This window comes from Pseudomonas sp. KUIN-1, assembly GCF_009176725.1.
In the GTDB taxonomy this organism is placed as follows: domain Bacteria; phylum Pseudomonadota; class Gammaproteobacteria; order Pseudomonadales; family Pseudomonadaceae; genus Aquipseudomonas; species Aquipseudomonas fragariae.
In genome coordinates this window covers 1549148-1568986 of record NZ_AP020337.1, presented here as the reverse complement: position 1 = coordinate 1568986, position 19839 = coordinate 1549148, and the positions used below count along the sequence as shown (strand labels likewise).

General features: G+C 59.2%; 20 protein-coding genes. 14 read left to right on the top strand and 6 right to left on the bottom strand.

From position 1 onward, the window contains the following. Window positions 1–39: 39 nt before the first annotated feature. Window positions 40–1233 (top strand): succinyldiaminopimelate transaminase, encoded by a 1194-nt coding sequence (gene dapC, locus KUIN1_RS07500; protein ID WP_058822132.1) that lies wholly within the window; start codon window positions 40–42, stop codon window positions 1231–1233. A gap of 131 nt (window positions 1234–1364) precedes the next feature. Further along, window positions 1365–2213, top strand: a complete 849-nt coding sequence (locus KUIN1_RS07495; RefSeq protein WP_172980039.1) for a matrixin family metalloprotease — start codon at window positions 1365–1367, stop codon at window positions 2211–2213. A gap of 92 nt (window positions 2214–2305) precedes the next feature. Here KUIN1_RS07495 and KUIN1_RS27605 read toward each other — a convergent pair whose 3' ends face one another. Then, window positions 2306–2536, bottom strand: a complete 231-nt coding sequence (locus KUIN1_RS27605) for a hypothetical protein (RefSeq protein ID WP_024639899.1) — start codon at window positions 2534–2536, stop codon at window positions 2306–2308. 232 nt (window positions 2537–2768) lie between these two features. Here KUIN1_RS27605 and KUIN1_RS07485 point away from each other — a divergent pair, with 232 nt between their 5' ends. Genes KUIN1_RS07485 through KUIN1_RS07470 form a run of 4 tightly spaced genes read left to right on the top strand, consistent with a single transcriptional unit; the run spans window position 2769 to window position 5867 of the window. Continuing rightward, window positions 2769–3116, top strand: coding sequence for an ArsC family reductase (locus tag KUIN1_RS07485; RefSeq protein WP_003314287.1), 348 nt, complete (start codon window positions 2769–2771; stop codon window positions 3114–3116). 47 nt (window positions 3117–3163) lie between these two features. Further along, window positions 3164–4198 carry a 2,3,4,5-tetrahydropyridine-2,6-dicarboxylate N-succinyltransferase gene (gene dapD, locus KUIN1_RS07480; RefSeq protein WP_024639898.1) on the top strand — a complete coding sequence of 345 codons (1035 nt, stop codon included), beginning with the start codon at window positions 3164–3166 and terminating at the stop codon, window positions 4196–4198. Window positions 4199–4257: 59 nt separating this feature from the next. Continuing rightward, a complete protein-coding gene (locus KUIN1_RS07475; protein WP_024639897.1) occupies window positions 4258–5463 on the top strand; it encodes an aminotransferase class V-fold PLP-dependent enzyme in 1206 nt (401 codons plus the stop codon). Then, window positions 5460–5867: a SufE family protein gene (locus KUIN1_RS07470; protein ID WP_024639896.1), complete on the top strand. Its 408-nt coding sequence runs from the start codon at window positions 5460–5462 to the stop codon at window positions 5865–5867. The genes KUIN1_RS07475 and KUIN1_RS07470 overlap by 4 nt, the downstream gene beginning before the upstream one ends. On the opposite strand, the gene tcdA is transcribed toward KUIN1_RS07470, so the two are convergent. Then, complete coding sequence (gene tcdA, locus KUIN1_RS07465) at window positions 5858–6688, bottom strand: tRNA cyclic N6-threonylcarbamoyladenosine(37) synthase TcdA (RefSeq protein ID WP_004406281.1); 831 nt, start codon at window positions 6686–6688, stop codon at window positions 5858–5860. The two genes, KUIN1_RS07470 and tcdA, sit on opposite strands and share 10 nt — an antisense overlap. Window positions 6689–6989: 301 nt before the next feature. Between tcdA and KUIN1_RS07460 the strand changes: the two genes are divergently transcribed. The 7 genes from KUIN1_RS07460 (at window position 6990) to KUIN1_RS07430 (ending at window position 15980) form a co-directional block, all read left to right on the top strand. Then, window positions 6990–9485, top strand: a complete 2496-nt coding sequence (locus KUIN1_RS07460) for a glycosyltransferase family 2 protein (RefSeq protein ID WP_152091915.1) — start codon at window positions 6990–6992, stop codon at window positions 9483–9485. A gap of 99 nt (window positions 9486–9584) precedes the next feature. Next, window positions 9585–10736: a succinyl-diaminopimelate desuccinylase gene (gene dapE / locus KUIN1_RS07455; RefSeq protein ID WP_003409292.1), complete on the top strand. Its 1152-nt coding sequence runs from the start codon at window positions 9585–9587 to the stop codon at window positions 10734–10736. Then, a complete protein-coding gene (locus KUIN1_RS07450; RefSeq protein WP_024639894.1) occupies window positions 10736–11545 on the top strand; it encodes a putative RNA methyltransferase in 810 nt (269 codons plus the stop codon). The genes dapE and KUIN1_RS07450 overlap by 1 nt, the downstream gene beginning before the upstream one ends. 19 nt (window positions 11546–11564) lie before the next feature. After that, window positions 11565–11942: a hypothetical protein gene (locus tag KUIN1_RS07445; protein ID WP_004406289.1), complete on the top strand. Its 378-nt coding sequence runs from the start codon at window positions 11565–11567 to the stop codon at window positions 11940–11942. Between the two features lie 178 nt (window positions 11943–12120). Further along, window positions 12121–14622: a glycerol-3-phosphate 1-O-acyltransferase PlsB gene (gene plsB / locus KUIN1_RS07440; protein WP_004406292.1), complete on the top strand. Its 2502-nt coding sequence runs from the start codon at window positions 12121–12123 to the stop codon at window positions 14620–14622. Window positions 14623–14735: 113 nt separating this feature from the next. After that, window positions 14736–15086, top strand: a complete 351-nt coding sequence (locus KUIN1_RS07435) for a YbaY family lipoprotein (RefSeq protein ID WP_024639892.1) — start codon at window positions 14736–14738, stop codon at window positions 15084–15086. A gap of 204 nt (window positions 15087–15290) precedes the next feature. Further along, window positions 15291–15980 (top strand): DUF4197 domain-containing protein, encoded by a 690-nt coding sequence (locus KUIN1_RS07430; protein ID WP_024651763.1) that lies wholly within the window; start codon window positions 15291–15293, stop codon window positions 15978–15980. 71 nt (window positions 15981–16051) lie between these two features. On the opposite strand, the gene KUIN1_RS07425 is transcribed toward KUIN1_RS07430, so the two are convergent. Continuing rightward, window positions 16052–16861, bottom strand: a complete 810-nt coding sequence (locus KUIN1_RS07425) for a class I SAM-dependent methyltransferase (protein WP_011266962.1) — start codon at window positions 16859–16861, stop codon at window positions 16052–16054. Window positions 16862–16957: 96 nt separating this feature from the next. On the opposite strand from KUIN1_RS07425, the gene KUIN1_RS07420 reads away from it, so the two are divergent. After that, window positions 16958–17581: a hypothetical protein gene (locus KUIN1_RS07420; protein WP_004406299.1), complete on the top strand. Its 624-nt coding sequence runs from the start codon at window positions 16958–16960 to the stop codon at window positions 17579–17581. A 36-nt stretch (window positions 17582–17617) separates the two neighbouring features. Here the strand turns inward: KUIN1_RS07420 and KUIN1_RS07415 are convergent, their stop codons facing one another. The 3 genes from KUIN1_RS07415 to KUIN1_RS07405 form a co-directional block, all read right to left on the bottom strand. After that, window positions 17618–18307, bottom strand: a complete 690-nt coding sequence (locus KUIN1_RS07415) for an extensin-like domain-containing protein (RefSeq protein ID WP_152091914.1) — start codon at window positions 18305–18307, stop codon at window positions 17618–17620. Between the two features lie 133 nt (window positions 18308–18440). Then, a complete protein-coding gene (locus KUIN1_RS07410; protein WP_096126441.1) occupies window positions 18441–19304 on the bottom strand; it encodes a DUF72 domain-containing protein in 864 nt (287 codons plus the stop codon). Window positions 19305–19306: 2 nt separating this feature from the next. Continuing rightward, a complete protein-coding gene (locus KUIN1_RS07405) occupies window positions 19307–19618 on the bottom strand; it encodes a hypothetical protein (protein ID WP_011266960.1) in 312 nt (103 codons plus the stop codon). Between the last annotated feature and the right edge of the window lie 221 nt (window positions 19619–19839).

Here is a 19839-nt window from a genome sequence, read left to right as displayed (position 1 = left end):
ACGAATCGACTCAACGCAGCTCATTGAGGAACACGTTCCATGAATAACGCCATGCAACTGCTTCAGCCTTACCCTTTCGAGAAGCTGCGCGCCTTGCTGGCCGGCGTGACACCCAACCCGGAAAAGCGTCCGGTAGCACTGTCCATCGGCGAACCGAAGCACCGCTCTCCCGATTTCGTTGCCAAAGCACTGGCAGACAACCTCGATCAGATGGCGGTTTACCCGACCACGCTGGGTATTCCTGCGCTGCGCGAAGCCATTGCCGGCTGGTGCAGCCGTCGATTCGGCGTGCCACAGGGCTGGCTCGATCCGGCGCGCAATGTATTACCGGTCAACGGCACGCGCGAAGCGCTGTTCGCCTTCACCCAGACCGTAGTCAATCGCAGTGATGACGGCCTGGTGATCAGCCCGAATCCGTTTTACCAGATCTATGAAGGCGCCGCGTTTCTGGCCGGAGCCCAACCGCACTACCTGCCATGCCTGAGCGATAACGGGTTCAATCCCGATTTCGATGCCGTCAGCCCGGACATCTGGAAGCGTTGCCAGATCCTCTTTCTGTGCTCACCAGGCAACCCGACCGGGGCACTGATTCCGGTTGAAACCCTGAAAAAGCTCATCGCCCTGGCCGACGAACATGACTTTGTCATTGCTGCGGACGAGTGCTACAGCGAGCTGTACTTCGATGAGCAGACTCCGCCACCGGGCCTGCTCAGCGCCTGCGTCGAGCTGGGCCGCGAGGATTTCAAACGCTGCGTGGTCTTCCACAGCCTGTCCAAGCGTTCCAATCTGCCGGGCCTGCGCTCAGGTTTTGTGGCGGGTGACGCCCAGATCCTCAAGGCCTTCCTGCTGTATCGCACCTATCACGGCTGCGCCATGCCGGTTCAGACTCAACTGGCCAGCATCGCCGCCTGGAATGATGAGGAGCACGTACGCGCCAACCGTGATCTGTACCGGGAAAAGTTCGCTGCGGTGCTCGACATCCTGACCCCGGTGCTCGACGTTCAACGCCCGGACGGCGGCTTTTACCTGTGGCCGAACGTCGGTACCGATGACGCTGCATTTTGCCGCGATCTGTTCGTCGATCAGCACGTCACTGCAGTACCGGGCTCGTACCTTTCCCGCGAAGTGGATGGCGTCAACCCTGGCGCAGGCCGGGTGCGTCTTGCGCTCGTGGCCCCGTTGGCCGAATGCATCGAAGCGGCCGAACGTATCCGCGCATTCCTGAGCAAGTAAAAGCCGAATCCAAAAAAATCGTCCCGCCGCATGCAATGTGCGGCGGGGTAATTAGTTACCACCTCCAGCCCCCTGCGTGAACGTACCCTCACCCTTCATTTTTAATGCTTCCAGACACGAAGCGAACTACCATGAAGGCCACTCCCATGACCGCACCCGCTGTTACCCAAGGCGTAAAACTGCCCGCATCCTGCTGCATGCGCAGCGCTGGAAATCACCAGGCTTCGTATGATGCAGCGATTCGCGAAAACCCCGCCAACGCGCCGATCACCCCTGCTTACCCATCGGAAACCGGCGCCGACACCAGCCAGTCAGGTCGCCAGGCGCGCCTGCTGGTTTCGTTCAGCAAATACTGGGCTCGCGGGCGAACCCTGAAAGTTCTTTTTTTGAAGAATCCTCCTGTCAGCCTGACAGCACCCATCGTCGAGGCCGCCCGCAAGTGGCTGCCGCACATAAACCTGAAATTCGAGTTCGTGACGGACGGGGCGAGTGATATCCGAATTGGCTTCAATGAACATCTGAACTGGAGCGCCATAGGCACCGATACCCTGCTGGCCGGACCTGATGAGGCTACGATGGAGTTCAACCTAAAAGAGCTGTACACGGCGGACCTGAAGCCGATGCCGGAATTGACGCGCATCGTACTGCATGAATTCGGGCACGCCTTGGGCGCGGTTCACGAGCATCAGCATCCACAGGCAAACATCCCCTGGAACGAGCCGCTCTTGCGCTCACTGCTTTCGCAAACCGGGTTGAGCGACGAAGAGATCAATACCAATTTTTTCGACAGGTACGAGGCCGCAGACTTCCACCACTCGGCTTACGACCGTGATTCGATCATGCATTTCGATATCCCCAACGGCCTGACCCTCGGCGACTTCGAGATCATCAATGTGGGCAAGACGCTCAGCAGCAATGACATCGCCGTGATGGGCGCTATCTACGCGGACCGTGGCAACTCGAAATTTGAAACGCTCTGACGGAGAGCGTCCTGACACGTGTTGATCATGCGGCAATCAACAGCGCGCCATACGTCCCCAACGTGTGGCGTGACCGCCCGAAAAAGTGCTGACTACTGTCGGGTCCGCAGCTTTTCAGCCACCCAGCCGACTGCCCAGCTGACGGGGTCATGAGACTGCATGGGCAGCAACGGCTTTCCTTCACGGGCAGCCAGCCGGCCCTGAGCTTCGGCTTCACCGTGAATCCAGATGGTACTTTGCTTGAATCCCTCGGCACGTTGACGCTCCCTGTAATAACGTTGCCGGACAAGCGCATCCTGACGCTTCTTCTCTTGCTCAGACATAACGCACCCAAACTTCAAATGACGGGTAATAATTGCCCGCTGCAGCCAGCGACTCAAGCGTGAGCGGGTGAAGTTTTCTTAATGATGGTTAGCCTTATTATCTAATTTTCGTTCAGTCACCGTACTGGCTCTGTCATAACACTGAACGGACTGACGTGGCATAATAGCCGGCTAAATTGCGAGGAGAGGACGTGGGGAGTATCGAGCAAGATCAGCCACCCCACCTTAAACAATGACTTACACTCTATTTGGCATCAAAGCCTGCGACACGATGAAAAAGGCTCGTACCTGGCTCGATGAGCATTCGGCGAGCTACGAATTTCACGACTACAAGACCCAGGGCATCGACCGTGAGCACCTCGAGCAGTGGTGCAATGAACACGGATGGCAGGTTGTGCTGAACCGCGCAGGCACGACCTTTCGCAAGCTCGAAGACGGACAAAAGGCCGATCTCGACCAGGCGAAAGCCATAGAACTGATGCTCGCGCAGCCGTCCATGATCAAGCGCCCGGTGCTTGATCTGGGCGATAAAACCCTGATCGGCTTCAAGCCTGACCTGTATGCAGCGGCTTTACAGTAAGCCAGAGCGCTACTGAAAGCCCCTTGATAAAGCCACGAGGTATTTACATGTCCACCACCCTGTTCAGCCTGGCCTTCGGCGTCGGCACCCAAAATCGTCAAGGCGCATGGCTTGAAGTATTTTATGCTCAGCCTCTGATCAATCCTTCTGCGGAACTGGTCGCGGCTATCGCACCGGTTCTGGGTTACACCGGCGGCAACCAGGCGATCACCTTTAATGTCGACATGGCCTACAAGCTGGCCGAAGCGGCCAAATCCGTGGACGCTACTCAAGCCGCACTGCTGACTCGTCTGGCCGAAAGCCAGAAGCCACTGGTCGCGACCCTGCTGGCTGAAGACGCCACACTGACGTCGACTCCCGAGGCGTACCTCAAGCTGCATCTGCTGTCGCACCGTCTGGTCAAGCCGCACGGTCTGAACCTGGCAGGTATCTTCCCGCTGCTGCCAAACGTGGCCTGGACCAGCCAGGGCGCGGTCGATCTGGCCGAACTGGCCGAACGTCAGCTCGAAGCACGCCTCAAGGGCGAGCTGCTGGAAGTGTTCTCGGTCGACAAATTCCCGAAAATGACCGATTACGTCGTGCCGAGCGGCGTCCGTATCGCTGACAGCGCTCGCGTGCGCCTGGGCGCCTACATCGGCGAAGGCACCACGGTCATGCACGAAGGCTTCGTCAACTTCAATGGCGGCACCGAAGGCCCGGGCATGATCGAAGGCCGCGTTTCCGCTGGCGTATTCGTCGGCAAGGGCTCGGATCTGGGCGGCGGCTGCTCGACCATGGGTACGCTGTCCGGTGGTGGCAACATCATCATCAAGGTCGGTGAAGGCTGCCTGATCGGTGCCAACGCCGGCATCGGCATCCCGCTGGGTGATCGCAACACCGTTGAGTCGGGCCTGTACGTGACCGCAGGTACCAAAGTCGCGCTGCTCGACGAAAACAATGAGCTGGTCAAGATCGTCAAGGCCCGCGAGCTGGCGGGTCAGACCGACCTGTTGTTCCGTCGCAACTCTCAGACCGGCGCGGTGGAATGCAAAACCCACAAGTCGGCCGTCGAGCTGAACGAAGCACTGCACGCTCATAACTGATGCTGTGTGCGGGTTCAAGGCTGCTGGCTTTGAACCCGCCTCCACACGCTGGACGAACAATGCCCCTCTTCTCTCCCTGGCGTGGCGACTTCCCCGCCATCGCCGCCCTGCAACGGCAAGGCCAGACTTATCTGGACAACGCCGCCACGACGCAAAAGCCCCAGGCGCTGATCGACGCCCTGACTCATTACTATGCCAACGGTGCCGCCAATGTGCATCGTGCCCAGCATCTGCCCGGCGCACACGCCACTCAAGCGTTCGAGGCCAGCCGTGGCAAGGCCGCCCGCTGGCTGAATGCCGGCGAGAACGGCCAGATCATCTTCACTCACGGCGCGACGTCTGCGCTGAACCTGCTGGCCTACGGGCTGGAACATGAATTCGCGGCGGGCGACGAAATCGCCATCAGCGCGCTGGAACATCACGCCAATCTGCTGCCATGGCAGCAACTGGCTCAGCGTCGCGGCCTGAAACTGGTGGTTCTGCCGCTGGATATCGATGGCGTGATCGACTGCGACGCGGCAGCCAACCTGATCGGACCGCGCACACGTCTGCTCGCCGTCACCCAGCTCTCCAACGTGCTCGGCACCTGGCAACCGCTCGCTCGTCTTATCGCACTTGCCAAGACCCAAGGCGCCATTACCGTCGTGGACGGCTCACAGGGCGTGGTGCACGGACGCCACGATGTGCAGGCGCTGGGCTGCGATTTTTATGTGTTTTCCAGCCACAAACTGTATGGCCCAGAAGGACTCGGCGTGCTTTACGGGTGCAACGAGGCGCTGCCCAGCCTCGCGCACTGGCAGTTCGGCGGCGAGATGGTGCTGACAGCCGATTATCAGCACGCGAAATTTCGTCCGGCACCCCTGGGTTTCGAGGCCGGCACCCCGCCCATCGCCAGTGTGATCGGTCTGGGCGCTACGCTGGCCTATCTGGACAGCCTCGATCATCAGGCGGTCGCAGAACATGAAGCCAGACTGCACCGTCGCCTGCTTGAGGGCCTGCAACAGCGTGATGGCATCCAGGTTCTGGGCTCGCCGGATCTGGCACTGGTCAGCTTCGTCGTCGACGATGTTCACAATGCTGATGTGGCTCACCTGCTGACCGAACAGGGCATTGCCGTACGTGCCGGTCATCATTGCGCGATGCCGCTGTTCAAGACCCTTGGCCTGCCCGGCGCGATTCGCGTGTCACTGGCGCTGTACAACGATTCGGACGATCTGCTGCAGTTCTTCAGCGCACTGGATCAGGCACTGGAGCTGCTTCGATGAGTCTGCCGCCATTGGCGCAAACTGCGCTCGACAGTTTTTCCCGGCCGCAAGGCTGGGAACAGCGCGCACGCCTGCTGATGCAATGGGGTGATCAACTCGCGCCACTGAGTGACGAAGAAAGGACCGACGACAATCTGGTACATGGCTGTGAAAGCAAGGTCTGGCTGACCGGCGAAGTCAGCGACAATGCCTGGCTGTTTCGGGCCGGCAGTGACGCGCGACTGATTCGCGGTCTGGTGGCGCTGCTGCTGGCGCGGGTCAACGGCCTGTCGGACCGGGAGCTGGCAGCCGTGGATTTACCTGGCTGGTTCAATCAGTTGGGCCTCGCCCGCCAGCTCTCACCCTCGCGCAGCAACGGCCTGAATGCCGTACTGCAGAAGATGCGCCAGCTGACTCAAGCCTGATCGGGTGTTACAAGCGCTGGCTTGATCCGCTCCGAAGGCCGTCGCGTGCCCGCCACCAGCTTGTCTACCGCACGGGTAGCGGCAACCATGCCAAAGGTCGCAGTCACCATCATCACTGCACCGAAACCACCGGCGCAATCGAGCTTTACGCCCTCGCCGACGAATTTCTTTTCCAGACAAATACTGCCATCCGGCTTGGGGTAGCGCAGTTGTTCAGTAGAAAACACGCAAGGCACGCTGTAGTGACGGTTCGGCGTGCGTGAAAAACCATAATCCCGACGCAGGGTCGAGCGCACCTTGGAGGCCAGCGGGTCATTGAACGTGCGGTTCAGGTCGGCGATCTGAATCAGGGTCGGGTCGATCTGCCCCCCCGCCCCGCCGGTGGTGACCATCTGAATCTTGCGCCGCTTGCACCAGGAAATCAGCGCAGCCTTGGCGTTGACGCTGTCGATACAGTCGATGACGAAGTCCATGTCCGGGGTGATGCACTCGGCCATGGTGTCGCGGGTGACGAAATCAGCCACCGCGTGCACGATGCAATCGGGGTTGATCGCGCGGATACGCTCAGCCATCACCTCGACTTTCGACTGGCCAACCGTACTGCTGAGCGCATGCAACTGACGGTTGCTGTTACTGACACAGACATCGTCCATGTCGAACAGCGAAATCTCGCCCACACCACTGCGCGCCATGGCTTCCGCCGCCCAGGAGCCCACCCCGCCGATACCCACCACCGCCACATGGGCCGCGCGCAGGCGTGCCAGCCCTTCGATGCCATATAGACGGGCGATACCAGCGAACCGCGGATCTTCTGCGCTCATGATCAATACCTCAAAAACCGGCGCGCATTATAGGGGTTTGTCGACGGCAAGACACCTGACTTGTTCCCGGCAGGCAAGGTCTTGGTCCGTTGACGAACTGACCCAGAGACTCAAGGGAAGTAAAAAATAATGATTTTAGAACGCGATCAACGCCCACTGCCTAAACGCCATTCCGTTTTTGGAAACGCCCGAGGAAAAGAGTCTAAGCATTGCAAACGGCAATGAACGAGGGCGACTAAGGTTAACCAACGCGAAGGGAACTCGCGGCACCAGTGCAACAAGCATGGAGCACGTTTCACACATGGATGAATATTCAAACAAGGCAGGCACGTGGCTGAAAAACCTGTTCAAAACCAGGTTCAATTATCCGCCCAACTGGCCTGCAATGATCTCTGGCGTGGCCTACGCCCCTTTTCGACCGGGCCAAAGCCCCTACAAACAGATTTTTCCGACGCGTGATCAGATAAGAGAAGACCTGCTGCTACTTCGAAGCATTACACGGAATATAAGAACTTACTCGGTGGAAGGGACATTGATGCATATCCCCGAACTCGCCGAAGCACTGGGCATGAATGTCACGCTTGGCGTGTGGATAACAGAGGATGAAACGCACAATATCGAGGAAATAAATGCAGGGATCGAACTCGCCAACCGTTACTCCAGCGTGCAACGCCTGGTCTTGGGAAATGAAGTCCTGTTTCGTGATGATGTTCCCATCGATCTGCTTATTCACTATCTGCAGACCGCACGACGCGCCGTCAATGTGCCTGTTTCGACCTCCGAGATATGGACACAATGGTACGAGACGCCGGACCTCGTCAGGCATGTCGACTTCATTGCCGCCCATATTTTGCCTTTCTGGGAAGGCGTTTCAGCGCTGGACGCGACCGCGATCGTTCTGGCACACGCGAACGAACTGAGAACGAGATTCCCCGACAAGCCCCTCATACTTTCGGAGATTGGCTGGCCGAGCAAGGCCATCGCCAAGAGGCGGATGACGACCTCTGACGCAGAGCACTCGATATACCTGCGCAACCAGATTCCATTACTGGATCAGCACGGCCATGACTATTTCGTGATAGAAGCCTTCGACCAGCACTGGAAGACTGAAGAAGGTCTGCCCGGGCCTAATTGGGGTTTGTTCGATGCAAAGCGCAGATTAAAACTGCACGTCAACGGCCCGGTAAAAATGCCGGTCAACATGCTCTCGGAAACACTCAGGCTTATCACCCGCCTTAAACCGGAGTCGTGGCCTGCAGGCGCCTTGATAATCGTGCTGGCTTATTGCGCATTGTCAGGGTTCGGCATGCACTACTCACAGCCACTGCCCGCCTGGCTCGCGCTGCCTGTCGTCTTTATCTGGGCTGCCAGCGTGCTGACTTACATGGGTATCGAAACGCACGAATTCCTCGAAGCCTGCTGGGGACCGGACACCCCACGCTCTTTCAGCCCCGTCCATCGTCCTGTTGGTCCCGCCCCGAAAGTTTCCCTGCATGTTCCGTGCTACAACGAACCTCCGGACATGGTGAAACGGACTCTCGACTCGTTGCAAACGCTGGACTACCCGGACTTCGAGGTGCTGGTTATCGACAATAATACTCAGGACCCGGCCATCTGGAAGCCTATCGAGCGATACTGTCAGCAGCTCGTCCCTCGGTTCCGGTTTTTTCATGTCAGTCCACTTCCCGGATTCAAAGCGGGTGCGCTCAACTACCTCCTGAGACATACCGCTGAAGACGCAGAGGTAGTGGCAGTCATCGACGCTGATTACTGTGTCCATCGACAGTGGCTCAAACATATGGTGCCCCACTTCACGGACCCGAAGGTTGCAGTCATTCAATCGCCGCAGGATTATCGCGACGGTCACGAAAGCCTGTTCAAGTGTTGCTGTCAGGCCGAGTACCGAGGTTTTTTTAACATCGGCATGGTGATCCGTAACGATCACGATGCAATTATCCAGCACGGCACCATGACACTGATCCGCCGATCAGCACTGGACCGACTGGGCTGGGCGGAATGGTGCATATGCGAAGACGCCGAACTTGGCCTGCGTATGCTTGAAAGTGGTTTCTCCACTGGTTACGCCGCTATCAGCTATGGCAAAGGGCTGACTCCCGATACGTTCATGGACTTCAAGAAACAACGATATCGCTGGGCATATGGAGCTATGCAGATCGTCAAGCGGCACGCCGGAAGCCTGATTGCAGGAAATTGCGCGTCCCTGAGCGCGATGCAACGCTACCATTTCATCGCGGGGTGGATGCCGTGGGTGGCAGAAGGAATGAATTATCTGTTAACGCTGGCTGCGTTGGCCTGGTCGATGGCAATGATCCTTAAGCCCGAGACTTTCGGGCCGCTGCCATGGATATTTTCCACGTCGTTGATACTGATGTTTGCCCTGCGCTCGTTCAAGATGATTGTGCTTTACCGGCGGTTGGTCAGCACACACATCAAAGAGGCACTGGCGGCGATACTGGCCGGCATGGCGCTTTATCCGACCTTGGGCAAGGCAGTGCTGGCGGGGCTTTTCACCTCGGCGATGCCTTTCTACAGAACGCCCAAACATACCTCTGCAAACCGGATCGGACAAAACCTGCTCGATGTAAGGGAAGAACTGTCTACCTTGGCGATCTCCTGGATCGCGATTGTGCTTTTGCTCACAGGCAGGGCATCCATCGATACGAATTCCGGTTTCTGGATAACCATGCTGTTCGCACAATCACTCCCTTATCTTGCAGCCATAACCATGGCTATCTTGTCGGCACGCGCAAACCGCCCGGCACTGCCGACAACCTGACATATCCACCGGGCACGATAAACGACGGCCTCAGGTCGTCGTTTTGCTTTAAGATATCCGCCTTTTCGCGCCCAAAGTCTTGCTACCGGAGTTCTGTACATGACGGCCCCAGCCGACCTCTCGCCCACCCTCCAACTCGCCTGCGATCTGATCCGCCGTCCGTCAGTGACGCCGGTCGATGCCGATTGCCAGACCGTGATGATGCAGCGCCTGGGCGATGCCGGCTTCAAGCTGGAGCCAATGCGTATCGAAGACGTCGACAACTTCTGGGCCACCCACGGCACTACCGACGGCCCGGTACTGTGTTTCGCCGGGCATACCGACGTGGTGCCGACCGGGCCGCTGCAGAACTGGCAGAACGACCCGTTCGATGCGTTGATCGACGAGCACGGCATGCTCTGCGGACGCGGCGCGGCAGACATGAAAGGCAGTCTGGCGGCCATGCTGGTGGCGGCCGAACGCTTTGTCGCCGACCACCCTGATCACAAGGGCTCGGTGGCATTTCTGATCACCAGCGACGAAGAAGGCCCGGCGCATCACGGCACCAAAGCCGTGGTCGAACGCCTCGCAGCGCGTAACGAGCGTCTGGACTGGTGCATCGTCGGCGAGCCGTCGAGCACCACGCTGGTCGGCGATGTGGTCAAGAACGGTCGGCGCGGTTCGCTGGGCGCCACGCTGACGGTACGCGGCAAGCAGGGCCATGTCGCTTACCCGCATCTGGCGAAGAATCCGATTCACCTGGCCGCGCCGGCCCTGGCCGAACTGGCCGCCGAGCACTGGGACCACGGTAACGACTTCTTCCCGCCGACCAGCTTCCAGATCTCCAACCTGAACGCTGGCACCGGCGCCACCAATGTCATCCCCGGCGATCTGGTGGCGGTCTTCAATTTCCGTTTTTCCACCGAGTCGACCGTCGAAGGTCTGCAGCAGCGCGTTGCCGATATCCTCGACAGGCATGAACTGGACTGGCACGTGGACTGGGCATTGTCCGGCCTGCCGTTCCTCACCGAACCGGGCGCGTTGCTGGACGCCGTGTCTTCCAGCATCAAAAGCGTCACCGGCCGTGAGACTAAAGCCTCAACCAGCGGCGGAACCTCCGACGGTCGCTTCATCGCCACCCTCGGTACCCAAGTGGTCGAGCTGGGGCCGGTCAACGCAACGATCCATCAGGTCAACGAACGTATTCTGGCCAGCGACCTCGATGTGCTGACCGAGATCTACTACCAGACTCTGGTCAAGTTGCTCGCCTGATGCTGACCTGCCCGATCTGCTCAGCGCCGCTCAGCACTGCCGACAACGGCGTGGTGTGCCCGGCCAATCATCGTTTCGACCGAGCCCGTCAGGGTTATCTGAACCTGTTGCCGGTGCAGCACAAGAACAGCCGCGACCCGGGCGACAATCAGGCCATGGTCGAGGCGCGACGCGATTTTCTCAACGCCGGGCACTACGCGCCGGTAGCCCGGCGACTGGCTGAACTGGCCGCCGAGCGATCCCCCGCGCATTGGCTGGACATCGGTTGTGGCGAAGGTTATTACACCGCGCAGATTGCCGAAGCCTTGCCGCATGCCGATGGCTATGCGCTGGACATCTCCCGCGAGGCGGTCAAACGCGCCTGTCGTCGTGATCCGGCGCTGACCTGGATGGTCGCCAGCATGGCCCGTGTGCCACTTGCGGATGCCAGCTGCCAGTTTCTGGCCAGCGTGTTCAGCCCGCTGGACTGGCAGGAAGCCAAGCGTTTGCTGACCCCTGGCGGCGGACTGATGCGGGTCGGCCCGACCAGCGAGCATCTGATGGAGCTGCGTCAGCGGCTCTATGATGAAGTGCGCGATTACGCAGACGACAAGCACCTGTCACTGGTGCCGCAAGGCATGCAGTTGCAACACAGCGAAACACTGCGCTACACGCTGAAGCTGATCGACGGCCAGTCCCGCGCCGATCTGCTGGCCATGACACCGCACGGCTGGCGCGCCAGCGCCGAACGTCGGGCAGCGGTCATCGAGCAACCAGGACCTTTCAAGGTCACCGTTTCCATGCGCTACGATTATTTCGTGCTGCAATAAGCATTCAACAGAGGCCCCCATGCGCCAACCCGATATCGAGATTTACCTGAAAGACGAAGACGTCGATCACAAGGCAATCGCCCAGTGGCTCGGCAAAGCGCTGGGCTTTTGCAGCGATTGGAAGCAGAAAGGCCAGACCTGGAAATGCACCGCGGGCACTGTCGCCGTGACCTGGCTGCCCAGAGCGGTCGGTAAATGGAACAGCCTGCACCTGGACAGCGATCAGACCCCGTGGGAAGACGACATCGCCTGTGCTCGCGCCGCATTCAAGGCATTGAACGTCGAAGTACGTTGCGCCCCGGGCACCTGGGTTGAAGAAGAAAGCGACGAGACGGCCGACCGCTGGATACGCGTGAGTGCCGACGGTGAGGAAGAGATTACCTGGCGAACCGCGTAGGATTTTTCGCCGCGACGTTCCTGATACGTGCCGTCGTCAGGTGAGCCCGGCTCGGCAAGCGGTCATTCAGACGTGATCCGTTCAGCGCGCGCACCGGCGCTTTTGCCGATCGCTTCGGGATACGTCACACTGGCGCCCATCCAGGGCAATCGCCCGCCCCTCACTCAGCAGAAGCCGTATGACCCGCTCTCCATTCCGTCGCCTTGTGTTCGGCACCCTGCGCCGTTTGTTGTATCTCTGGGTTCGCTCGGAAACCATCAATCAATCGTCTTTTACGCTGAATCTGGACCGCAGCCGCCCGGTGTTCTATGCACTGCAATCGCCGTCGATCAGCGATCTGGCAGTGATCGACACAGAATGCCGCAAGGCCGGTCTGCCTCGTCCGGTGCTGTCGGTAGCGGTCGGCAACCTGATCGAGCCGGCCGCATTCTTTTACCTGACCCCCTCCCCCGACTGGCTCGGTCGCCAGGACAAGCGTGGTGCGCCTCCGACGCTGGAGCGTGTGGTCGCAGCCGTCAGCCAGAACCCCGGCGAAGACGCGCAGATCATCCCGGTGAGCGTGTTCTGGGGCCAGTCGCCTGACCGCGAGTCCAGTGCCTGGAAGCTGCTGTTTGCCGACAGCTGGGCGGTGACCGGCCGCTTACGTCGCCTGGTCAGCATTCTGATTCTGGGCCGCAAGACCCGCGTGCAGTTTTCCGCGCCTATCCACATGCGCGAACTGGTGGGTGAAAACAAAGGTTACGAACTGACCCTGCGCATGACCCAACGTCTGCTGCGCGTGCACTTTCGCAACCTGAAAAGTGCCGTGATCGGTCCCGACGTTTCGCACCGGCGCACGGTGGTCAAAGGTCTGCTGGACGAGCCGCTGGTCAAGCAGGCGATCATCGAAGAAGCCGAGCGTGAACACATCACCCAGGAAAAGGCGCGGGAACGGGCGCTGAGCTACGGCAACGAGATCGCCTCGGACTACACCTATTCAGTGATCCGCTTCATGGAAGTGGTGCTCAGCTGGTTCTGGAACAAGATCTACGACGGCATCAAGGTCAGCCACATCGAAGGCGTTCAGGAAGTCGCGCCGGGACATGAGGTCATTTATGTCCCCTGCCACCGCAGCCATATCGATTACCTGCTGCTGTCTTACCTGCTGTTTCGCAACGGCCTCACGCCGCCGCACATCGCCGCCGGCATCAACCTGAATATGCCTGTGGTCGGCGGCCTGCTGCGACGTGGCGGGGCATTTTTCATGCGCCGCACGTTCAAGGGCAACCCGCTGTATACGGCGGTGTTCACCGAATACCTGCACACGCTGTTCATCAAGGGCTTTCCGGTCGAATACTTTGTCGAAGGCGGTCGCTCGCGCACCGGGCGCATGCTGCAACCGAAAACCGGCATGCTCGCCATTACCCTGCGCAGCTTTCTGCGCAACTCGCGGATGCCTATCGTCTTCATCCCGGTGTACATCGGTTACGAGCGCGTACTGGAAGGCCGTACTTATCTGGGCGAACTGCGCGGAGCAACCAAGAAGAAAGAGTCGATCTTCGATATCTTCAAAGTCATCGGCGCGCTGAAGCAGCGCTTCGGCCAGGTCTCAGTGAACTTCGGTGCGCCGATCAAACTGGCCGAGTTTCTCGATGGCGAACAACCGGACTGGCGCGAACAGCAACTGGACCCGCAATTTCGCCCCGAATGGCTGAGCGAGACCACGCACCGTCTGGGCGAGCGTGTGGCTCAGCACCTGAACGAAGCCGCTGCCGTCAACCCGATGAACCTGGTTGCCGTGGCGTTATTGTCGACGCAAAGACTGGCGCTGGACGATCAGGCCATGGAGCGGGTTCTCGACCTGTACCTGACCCTGCTGCGCGCCGTTCCGTACTCCCCGCACACGACGTTGCCGGAAGGTGATGGCCGCTCATTGATCGAGCATGTCAAAGGCATGGACCTGCTCGCCGAGCAAAAAGACGCGCTGGGCAAAATTCTGTACCTGAACGAACAGAATGCGGTGCTGATGACCTATTACCGCAACAACGTCCTGCACATCTTCGCCCTGCCCTCGCTGCTGGCGAGCTTTTTCCAGAGCTCGTCGCGCATGACCCGTGAACAGATCCTGCGCTACACACGTGCGCTGTATCCGTTCCTGCAATCGGAATTGTTCATTCGCTGGCCGCTGAACGAACTGGATGACGTGGTCGATCAGTGGCTGGCAGCGTTCGTGGAACAAGGTCTGTTGCGCTTCAAAAAGGACGCCTACGTGCGCCCGGAGCCCAGTTCCCGCGAGTTCGTATTGCTGACCCTGTTGTCGCGCGCCATCGCCCAGACCCTGCAGCGCTTCTACATGGCGATTGCCTTGTTGCTCAACAGCGGGCAGAACACGCTGAGCCCCGAGCAGCTTGAGGACCTGTGCACGGTCATGGCCCAGCGCCTGTCGATTCTGCATGGCCTCAATGCGCCGGAGTTCTTCGACAAGAGCCTGTTCCGGCACTTCATCCAGACCCTGCTGGACCTGGGCGTACTGCGCAAGGACAGCGCCGGCAAGCTGAGCTATCACCCGATGCTGGGCGAACTGGCAGAAGGTGCGGCCAAGCGGGTATTGCCTGCCGAAATCCGTCTTTCGATTCGGCAAGTGGCCTTGCACAGCAATGAAGAGGAGCAGGAAGCGGGAACCGATCAAGGCGCAGCGTAGGGATTTTCCGCAATTAGCCGGGGATCTTTAGACGAGTGCTTTATGCCTCCCGGCAGTTGCTAAGGTGTGGTTTGTGCCAATGACTGGTACCCACACTCAATAAGGAAATTGAAATGTCCAGCGAACCCCTAGTACGCCTTCAGGGTGAAGTTTATTACCTGCCACGCATCCTGCTGCCAGCGGACTGCAAGCTCACTGTCACCCTGAGTGACATCAGCCTTGCTGATGTTCTGGCCCCTGTCATCGACGTCAGCGAAACACACATTACCAGCCAGGTGCCACTGCGGTTTGAACTGGGCTATGCCGCAGATCGCTACCCCATTCAGGGTCGCAGCTATGCACTGTCGGCACGCATCGAACATGACGGCAAACTTATCTGGATCAACGACACTGTTCATCCTGTTGAACTGACCAACCAGGACCAGAGCGGCCTGAAAATCAAGGTCATTCAGGCAGCCGGCTAATCCGTTCGACACTGCTTGCTCCCTTCAACGGCGCGCCTTCACGCGCCGTTGTCGTTTCACAAGGCTTCATCACCCCCGACATCGATTGACGTGCATCGCTCACGGGCGCAAGTGCCTGTTGCGACTTCCTGATACGCTTGATCACGCACCGCACCACTATCGACCCGGGTTCAGGTCAGAACCCACTTCAACAAGGAAGCTCTCATGCCTCGTTTTTCCTTCACCCTGGCCGGCCTGTGCGCTGGCCTTCTGCTGTCGGCCAACGTCTTCGCCCTGTCGCTGAGCGACCTCTCGCAATCGGACGCGACCGGAGGACTCAAGGATGCCCTGACTCAAGGCGCACAGGTCGCCGTCAAACAGCTCGGCGTGCCCGGTGGCTTCAGCAAAAATGAAGAGGTACGTATCGAGCTGCCGGGCAAACTCGGCCAGATCGCGAAAAAAATGAAAATGCTCGGCATGGGCACTCAGGTCGATCAGCTGGAAACCAGCATGAACCAGGCCGCCGAAGCCGCCGTGCCTCAAGCTCAGGCCCTGCTTGTAGACGCAGTGAAAAAGATGAGCGTAACCGACGCCAAAGCCATTCTCGGCGGTGGCAAGGACTCGGCCACCCAGTACCTGAGCAGCACCAGCCGCGAGCAGATTCGCGCCAAGTTCCTGCCTATCGTCAAGAAGTCCACCGATCAGGTGGGCCTGGCCCAGAAGTACAACGCCTTTGCCGGCAAAGCGGCAGCACTTGGCGCGCTTGACAGCAAAAATGCCAACCTTGAAGGCTACGTGACCGAGCAAGCGCTGAACGGGCTGTTCGAAATGATCGCCAAACAGGAAGAAAGCATTCGCGCCAACCCTGCTGCCGCCGCTACGGGCCTGGCGAAGAAAGTGTTTGGCGCACTTTGAGTGCGGGATTCGCGCCTGTATTTACAGGCGCATCTGCGTTTGATTCGGGCTCAGGCCGTCGACGATAGGCGCTATGCACCGCTCTCGTCTGTGGCTGCCTTGGGCTTCAAGGCTTTCTTCGGGTAAATGTCGTAGCGGCTGGATTTGCCGTCCAGCGCATAGCCCGGCTTAAGGCCGTCGATGCAGGGGGCCTTGCGCGGGCGTTTGACCACCACGCGGTGGGTGGCAAGCGCCAGCGCGGCTTCCAGCAAGGCTGGCGCGTCCATGTCATCACCGACCAGCGGCCGGAACAGACGCATTTCCTTTTTCACCAGGGCGGTCTTTTCCCGATGCGGGAACATCGGGTCCAGGTAGATCACCTGGGGCGGCTCGCCTGTCCAGGCGCGGATGAGGTCGATCGAGTTGCCGGTCAACAGGCGCATCCGGGCAATGATCGAACCGACGTCACGATCACCGCGCCCGCGGGCCAGACCATCCTCCAGCAATGCAGCGATGATCGGCTGACGCTCGATCAGGCTCATGTCGCAACCGAGACTTGCCAGCACGAACGCATCCTTGCCAAGCCCTGCCGTTGCATCCAGCACGCTGGGGCGAATGCCTGGCTGAATACCAACCGCCTTGGCAATCATCTGCCCGGTCCCACCACCGAACAGTCGCCGATGAGCCACTGCGCCCTCGACAAAATCGACACGTACCGCGCCTGGCGCATCATCGCCCAATTGCTGCAACTGCAGCCCTTCGTCAGTAAGCTGCAGTGCAAAATCAGCGTGCGCATCGGTCAACGGCAGGCCCAGGCGCTGCGCCCATTGCGCCGCCTGCTCCTGTCCGCCAACGGCCAGGGCTTCGACCCGGATACGACTGCCTGCTTGCTGCTCAATCATTGCGTTTACACACTCAAAAATTGTTAATGTTCGGCAAAGCCTGCCGATAACCAAGTATCCGGCATTTTGCCAGACCCAAGGCCAGTACTGATCGCTATGTCAGAGATTGTTCAATCATCCATCGGCTATTTGTCGCACTCAGGCGACTTTAGCGTACGCAACAGCCGCACACTGGGTGGTGTGACGCAGCTGTGGTCGGATGCATTTGCCCGGGCGATGGCGGATCAGGTCAGTGAAAGCGCTTCAGTCCCCGTGCACCCGACGGCCGTTGAGGTGGATGTAGAAACAGGCGAACCGGTCGCTGGCGCAAAAACCCTGAGCAAAATCGTCGAGCAACGTACCTGCCCGGTCACCGACACCGAGGTCAAGCCTCCAGAGCCGCTGTTCCTGCCGATTGCCGAGTTCGACCTTGATCTGCTGCCTCCGCCTGCCGAGCCGTTCAGCATGGCTGAAATGATCGAACAGCAACGCCATCTGGAATTCGAGAGCCACTGGGTACGCCCTACCGTTCTGAATCCGTATGACGATAGCGTCAAACCAGGCCCTGGCCCGCAGCCACGCCCGCTTCATCTGCCGATTGCCGAATTTGAATGGGAACTGGCCGACAAGCCTGCCCTGCCCCTGGATGAGCAGACCATCGCCGCCCAACAACGCCAGTTCGACTACGAGAACGGCTGGGCACGCCCGCTGATCCTGCAAAACCTGCGGATGGCGGCATAAGCCCCGAACGCTTCCTGCCGGCAGCTTACCGCGGCTTTACCTGCACACCGACCAGCGCCCCATGTCGACGTGAAAATGATCGCGATGCGCTGCGTTGTACTCCGGCCCGAGCACCGTACTGAAATTTTTGCAGGCACCGTCACGCAACAGCCTCAGAAAACGCCCCTTGTCCCCATCATCGTTCCAGTCCTGTAGAACACCGATGCGCTGACCGTCTGCCAGGCGAAAACCTGCCATGTCCAGCGCATTGGCCGTGGCATGCTGGCTGAGCCGAGCGTTGGTGCGGTTATAGATATTGCGGCAGGCAAAGCTGCCCAAGTGATCGATCCGCGCTACCCGCTGGCCGAAAACGGCCTGGGCGGCAGGCTGCAACGTGTGGATATCAAATAGCGCATAGGCGACCGCCAATGGGCAACTGGCCAGAAAGCTGCTGCTCAGCGCCACGTCGCCACCCTGGATACGCAGGGTATTTTGCAGAGGGCAACGAGCAGACGGATCACTGTCGGCCTGGCGACTGAAACGCAACCCCGACGAACTCAGCACCTGATCGCACAGTGCGGGATCGTTCTGCAATCGCGATAGCTTGTAAGCCGTCAGAAAGTTGGGCTCGGCCCGCACATCCAGTGGCGCCCATGGGTTCCAGCGCTCGGGGACATCGACCCAGCCACGCCAGACTGCCAACGCAGCCATTGCACAGAGCAACAGGAATACCAGAAGCACGCGCATGCTCAACCCTTGACCAGGGCAACAGAGGCGAACCGCAAGAGGCGTTTGTAAACAGGGGCAACACAGCGCAGTTGCGCATCCATAAGCGTGCTCTCCGCAAGGCCAGGCTTTTTCAGCCCACACCTGGAAGACCTCAGAGCAAGCCCAACTGTTCCACCTGAGGCCCGCGATCCAGTTCGAACAATGCCGGCAAGCCCGGCAATCGCGCCATCAGTTGCTGGTGAAAGCGCATGGCCTGCTCGGCAGCCCTGATGTTGTCCGGAGTGTGCAGGAAGACATACGGCGTGCGCCCCTCTTCAATCCACACGGCGACCTTTTCCACCCACTGCAGCAGAAACTGATCGTTGGCCTCCAGGTCCGGACCGCCGATGAAGCGCACTTGGGGAAACAGCGTCAGCGCAGCCGGACGAGGCGGCACCTTGGGCTTTTTCGATTGGGCGTGCAGGACTGCAGGATCACTCGAGACACAGCTGAACAATGCCCGCGAATCGAGGCAGATGCGCTCGACGCCTCGGTCCAGCAACAGGCGATTGAGCATGCGCTCTTCGTCACCTTTCATGAAGAAAGCCATGTTGCGCACTTCCACTGCTACAGACACCTTGAGCTCGTCAAGAAAACCGGCCAGTTCGGCCAGGCGCTGCGGTGTGAAGCTGGCGGGCAACTGCAGCCAGAACGGCGCGACCCGTCTGCCCAGAGGCGCAAGCAGGCGAATGAATTCCCCAGCGGCGCCCACCTGCTCACGAAGGTCGCCGTTGTGACTGATGTCTTTATGGAATTTGGCGGTGAAGCGAAAATCGTCGGGCATTATTTCTGCCCAGCGCTGCACCGTAGTGGCGGCGGGACGGGCATAGAACGTGGTGTTGCCTTCGACAGCGTTGAACACCTGAGTGTAGAGGTTCAGGAAATCATTGGGGCGGGCATTTTCGGGGTACAGCGAATCGCGCCAGGCGTTTTCACTCCATGACGGACAACCGAGGTAGTAAGGCAGACGAGACACAATCAGACGTGCAGATCGAGCCCCGATACTTCAAGGTCCCAATCGACAAAACTGGCAGTGGCCATATAACTGGCCAGCGCATGGGCGACACGAGAGCTCATGGAGCGCGGGAAAATGATGTCTTGCGGACGCGCAGGTACGTTGGCAGTGCTGCCAATCGTTGGATCACCCGTTTCACGGCGAGCGCGCGCTGGTGGCGGCGGCAGCTCGGCATCAACCACGACTTCCTCAAAAGAACCTTCGACCGTCGAAGGTGTTTTCTGCGGCTTTCGCTTGATGGGGTACGAGCGTGATGAGGTTCCGTCTATGCGCATCGATTATGTACTCGGCGTCGATAGTGGCAATTTAGCGTTACTGCCTTGTAGTTCGCAAATTGCGTAACGATAACTAGACCACATATCTTGCAACTTGTTATCGCCAAATGAGATTAAAGACCATTCAGACGATAAACGGTAGATGGCAAACTGATATTTTTCCAGCATTGGCTGATGCTGGCGAGTATTGAAAGACGTGTTCATGACGAATCAGACGATTG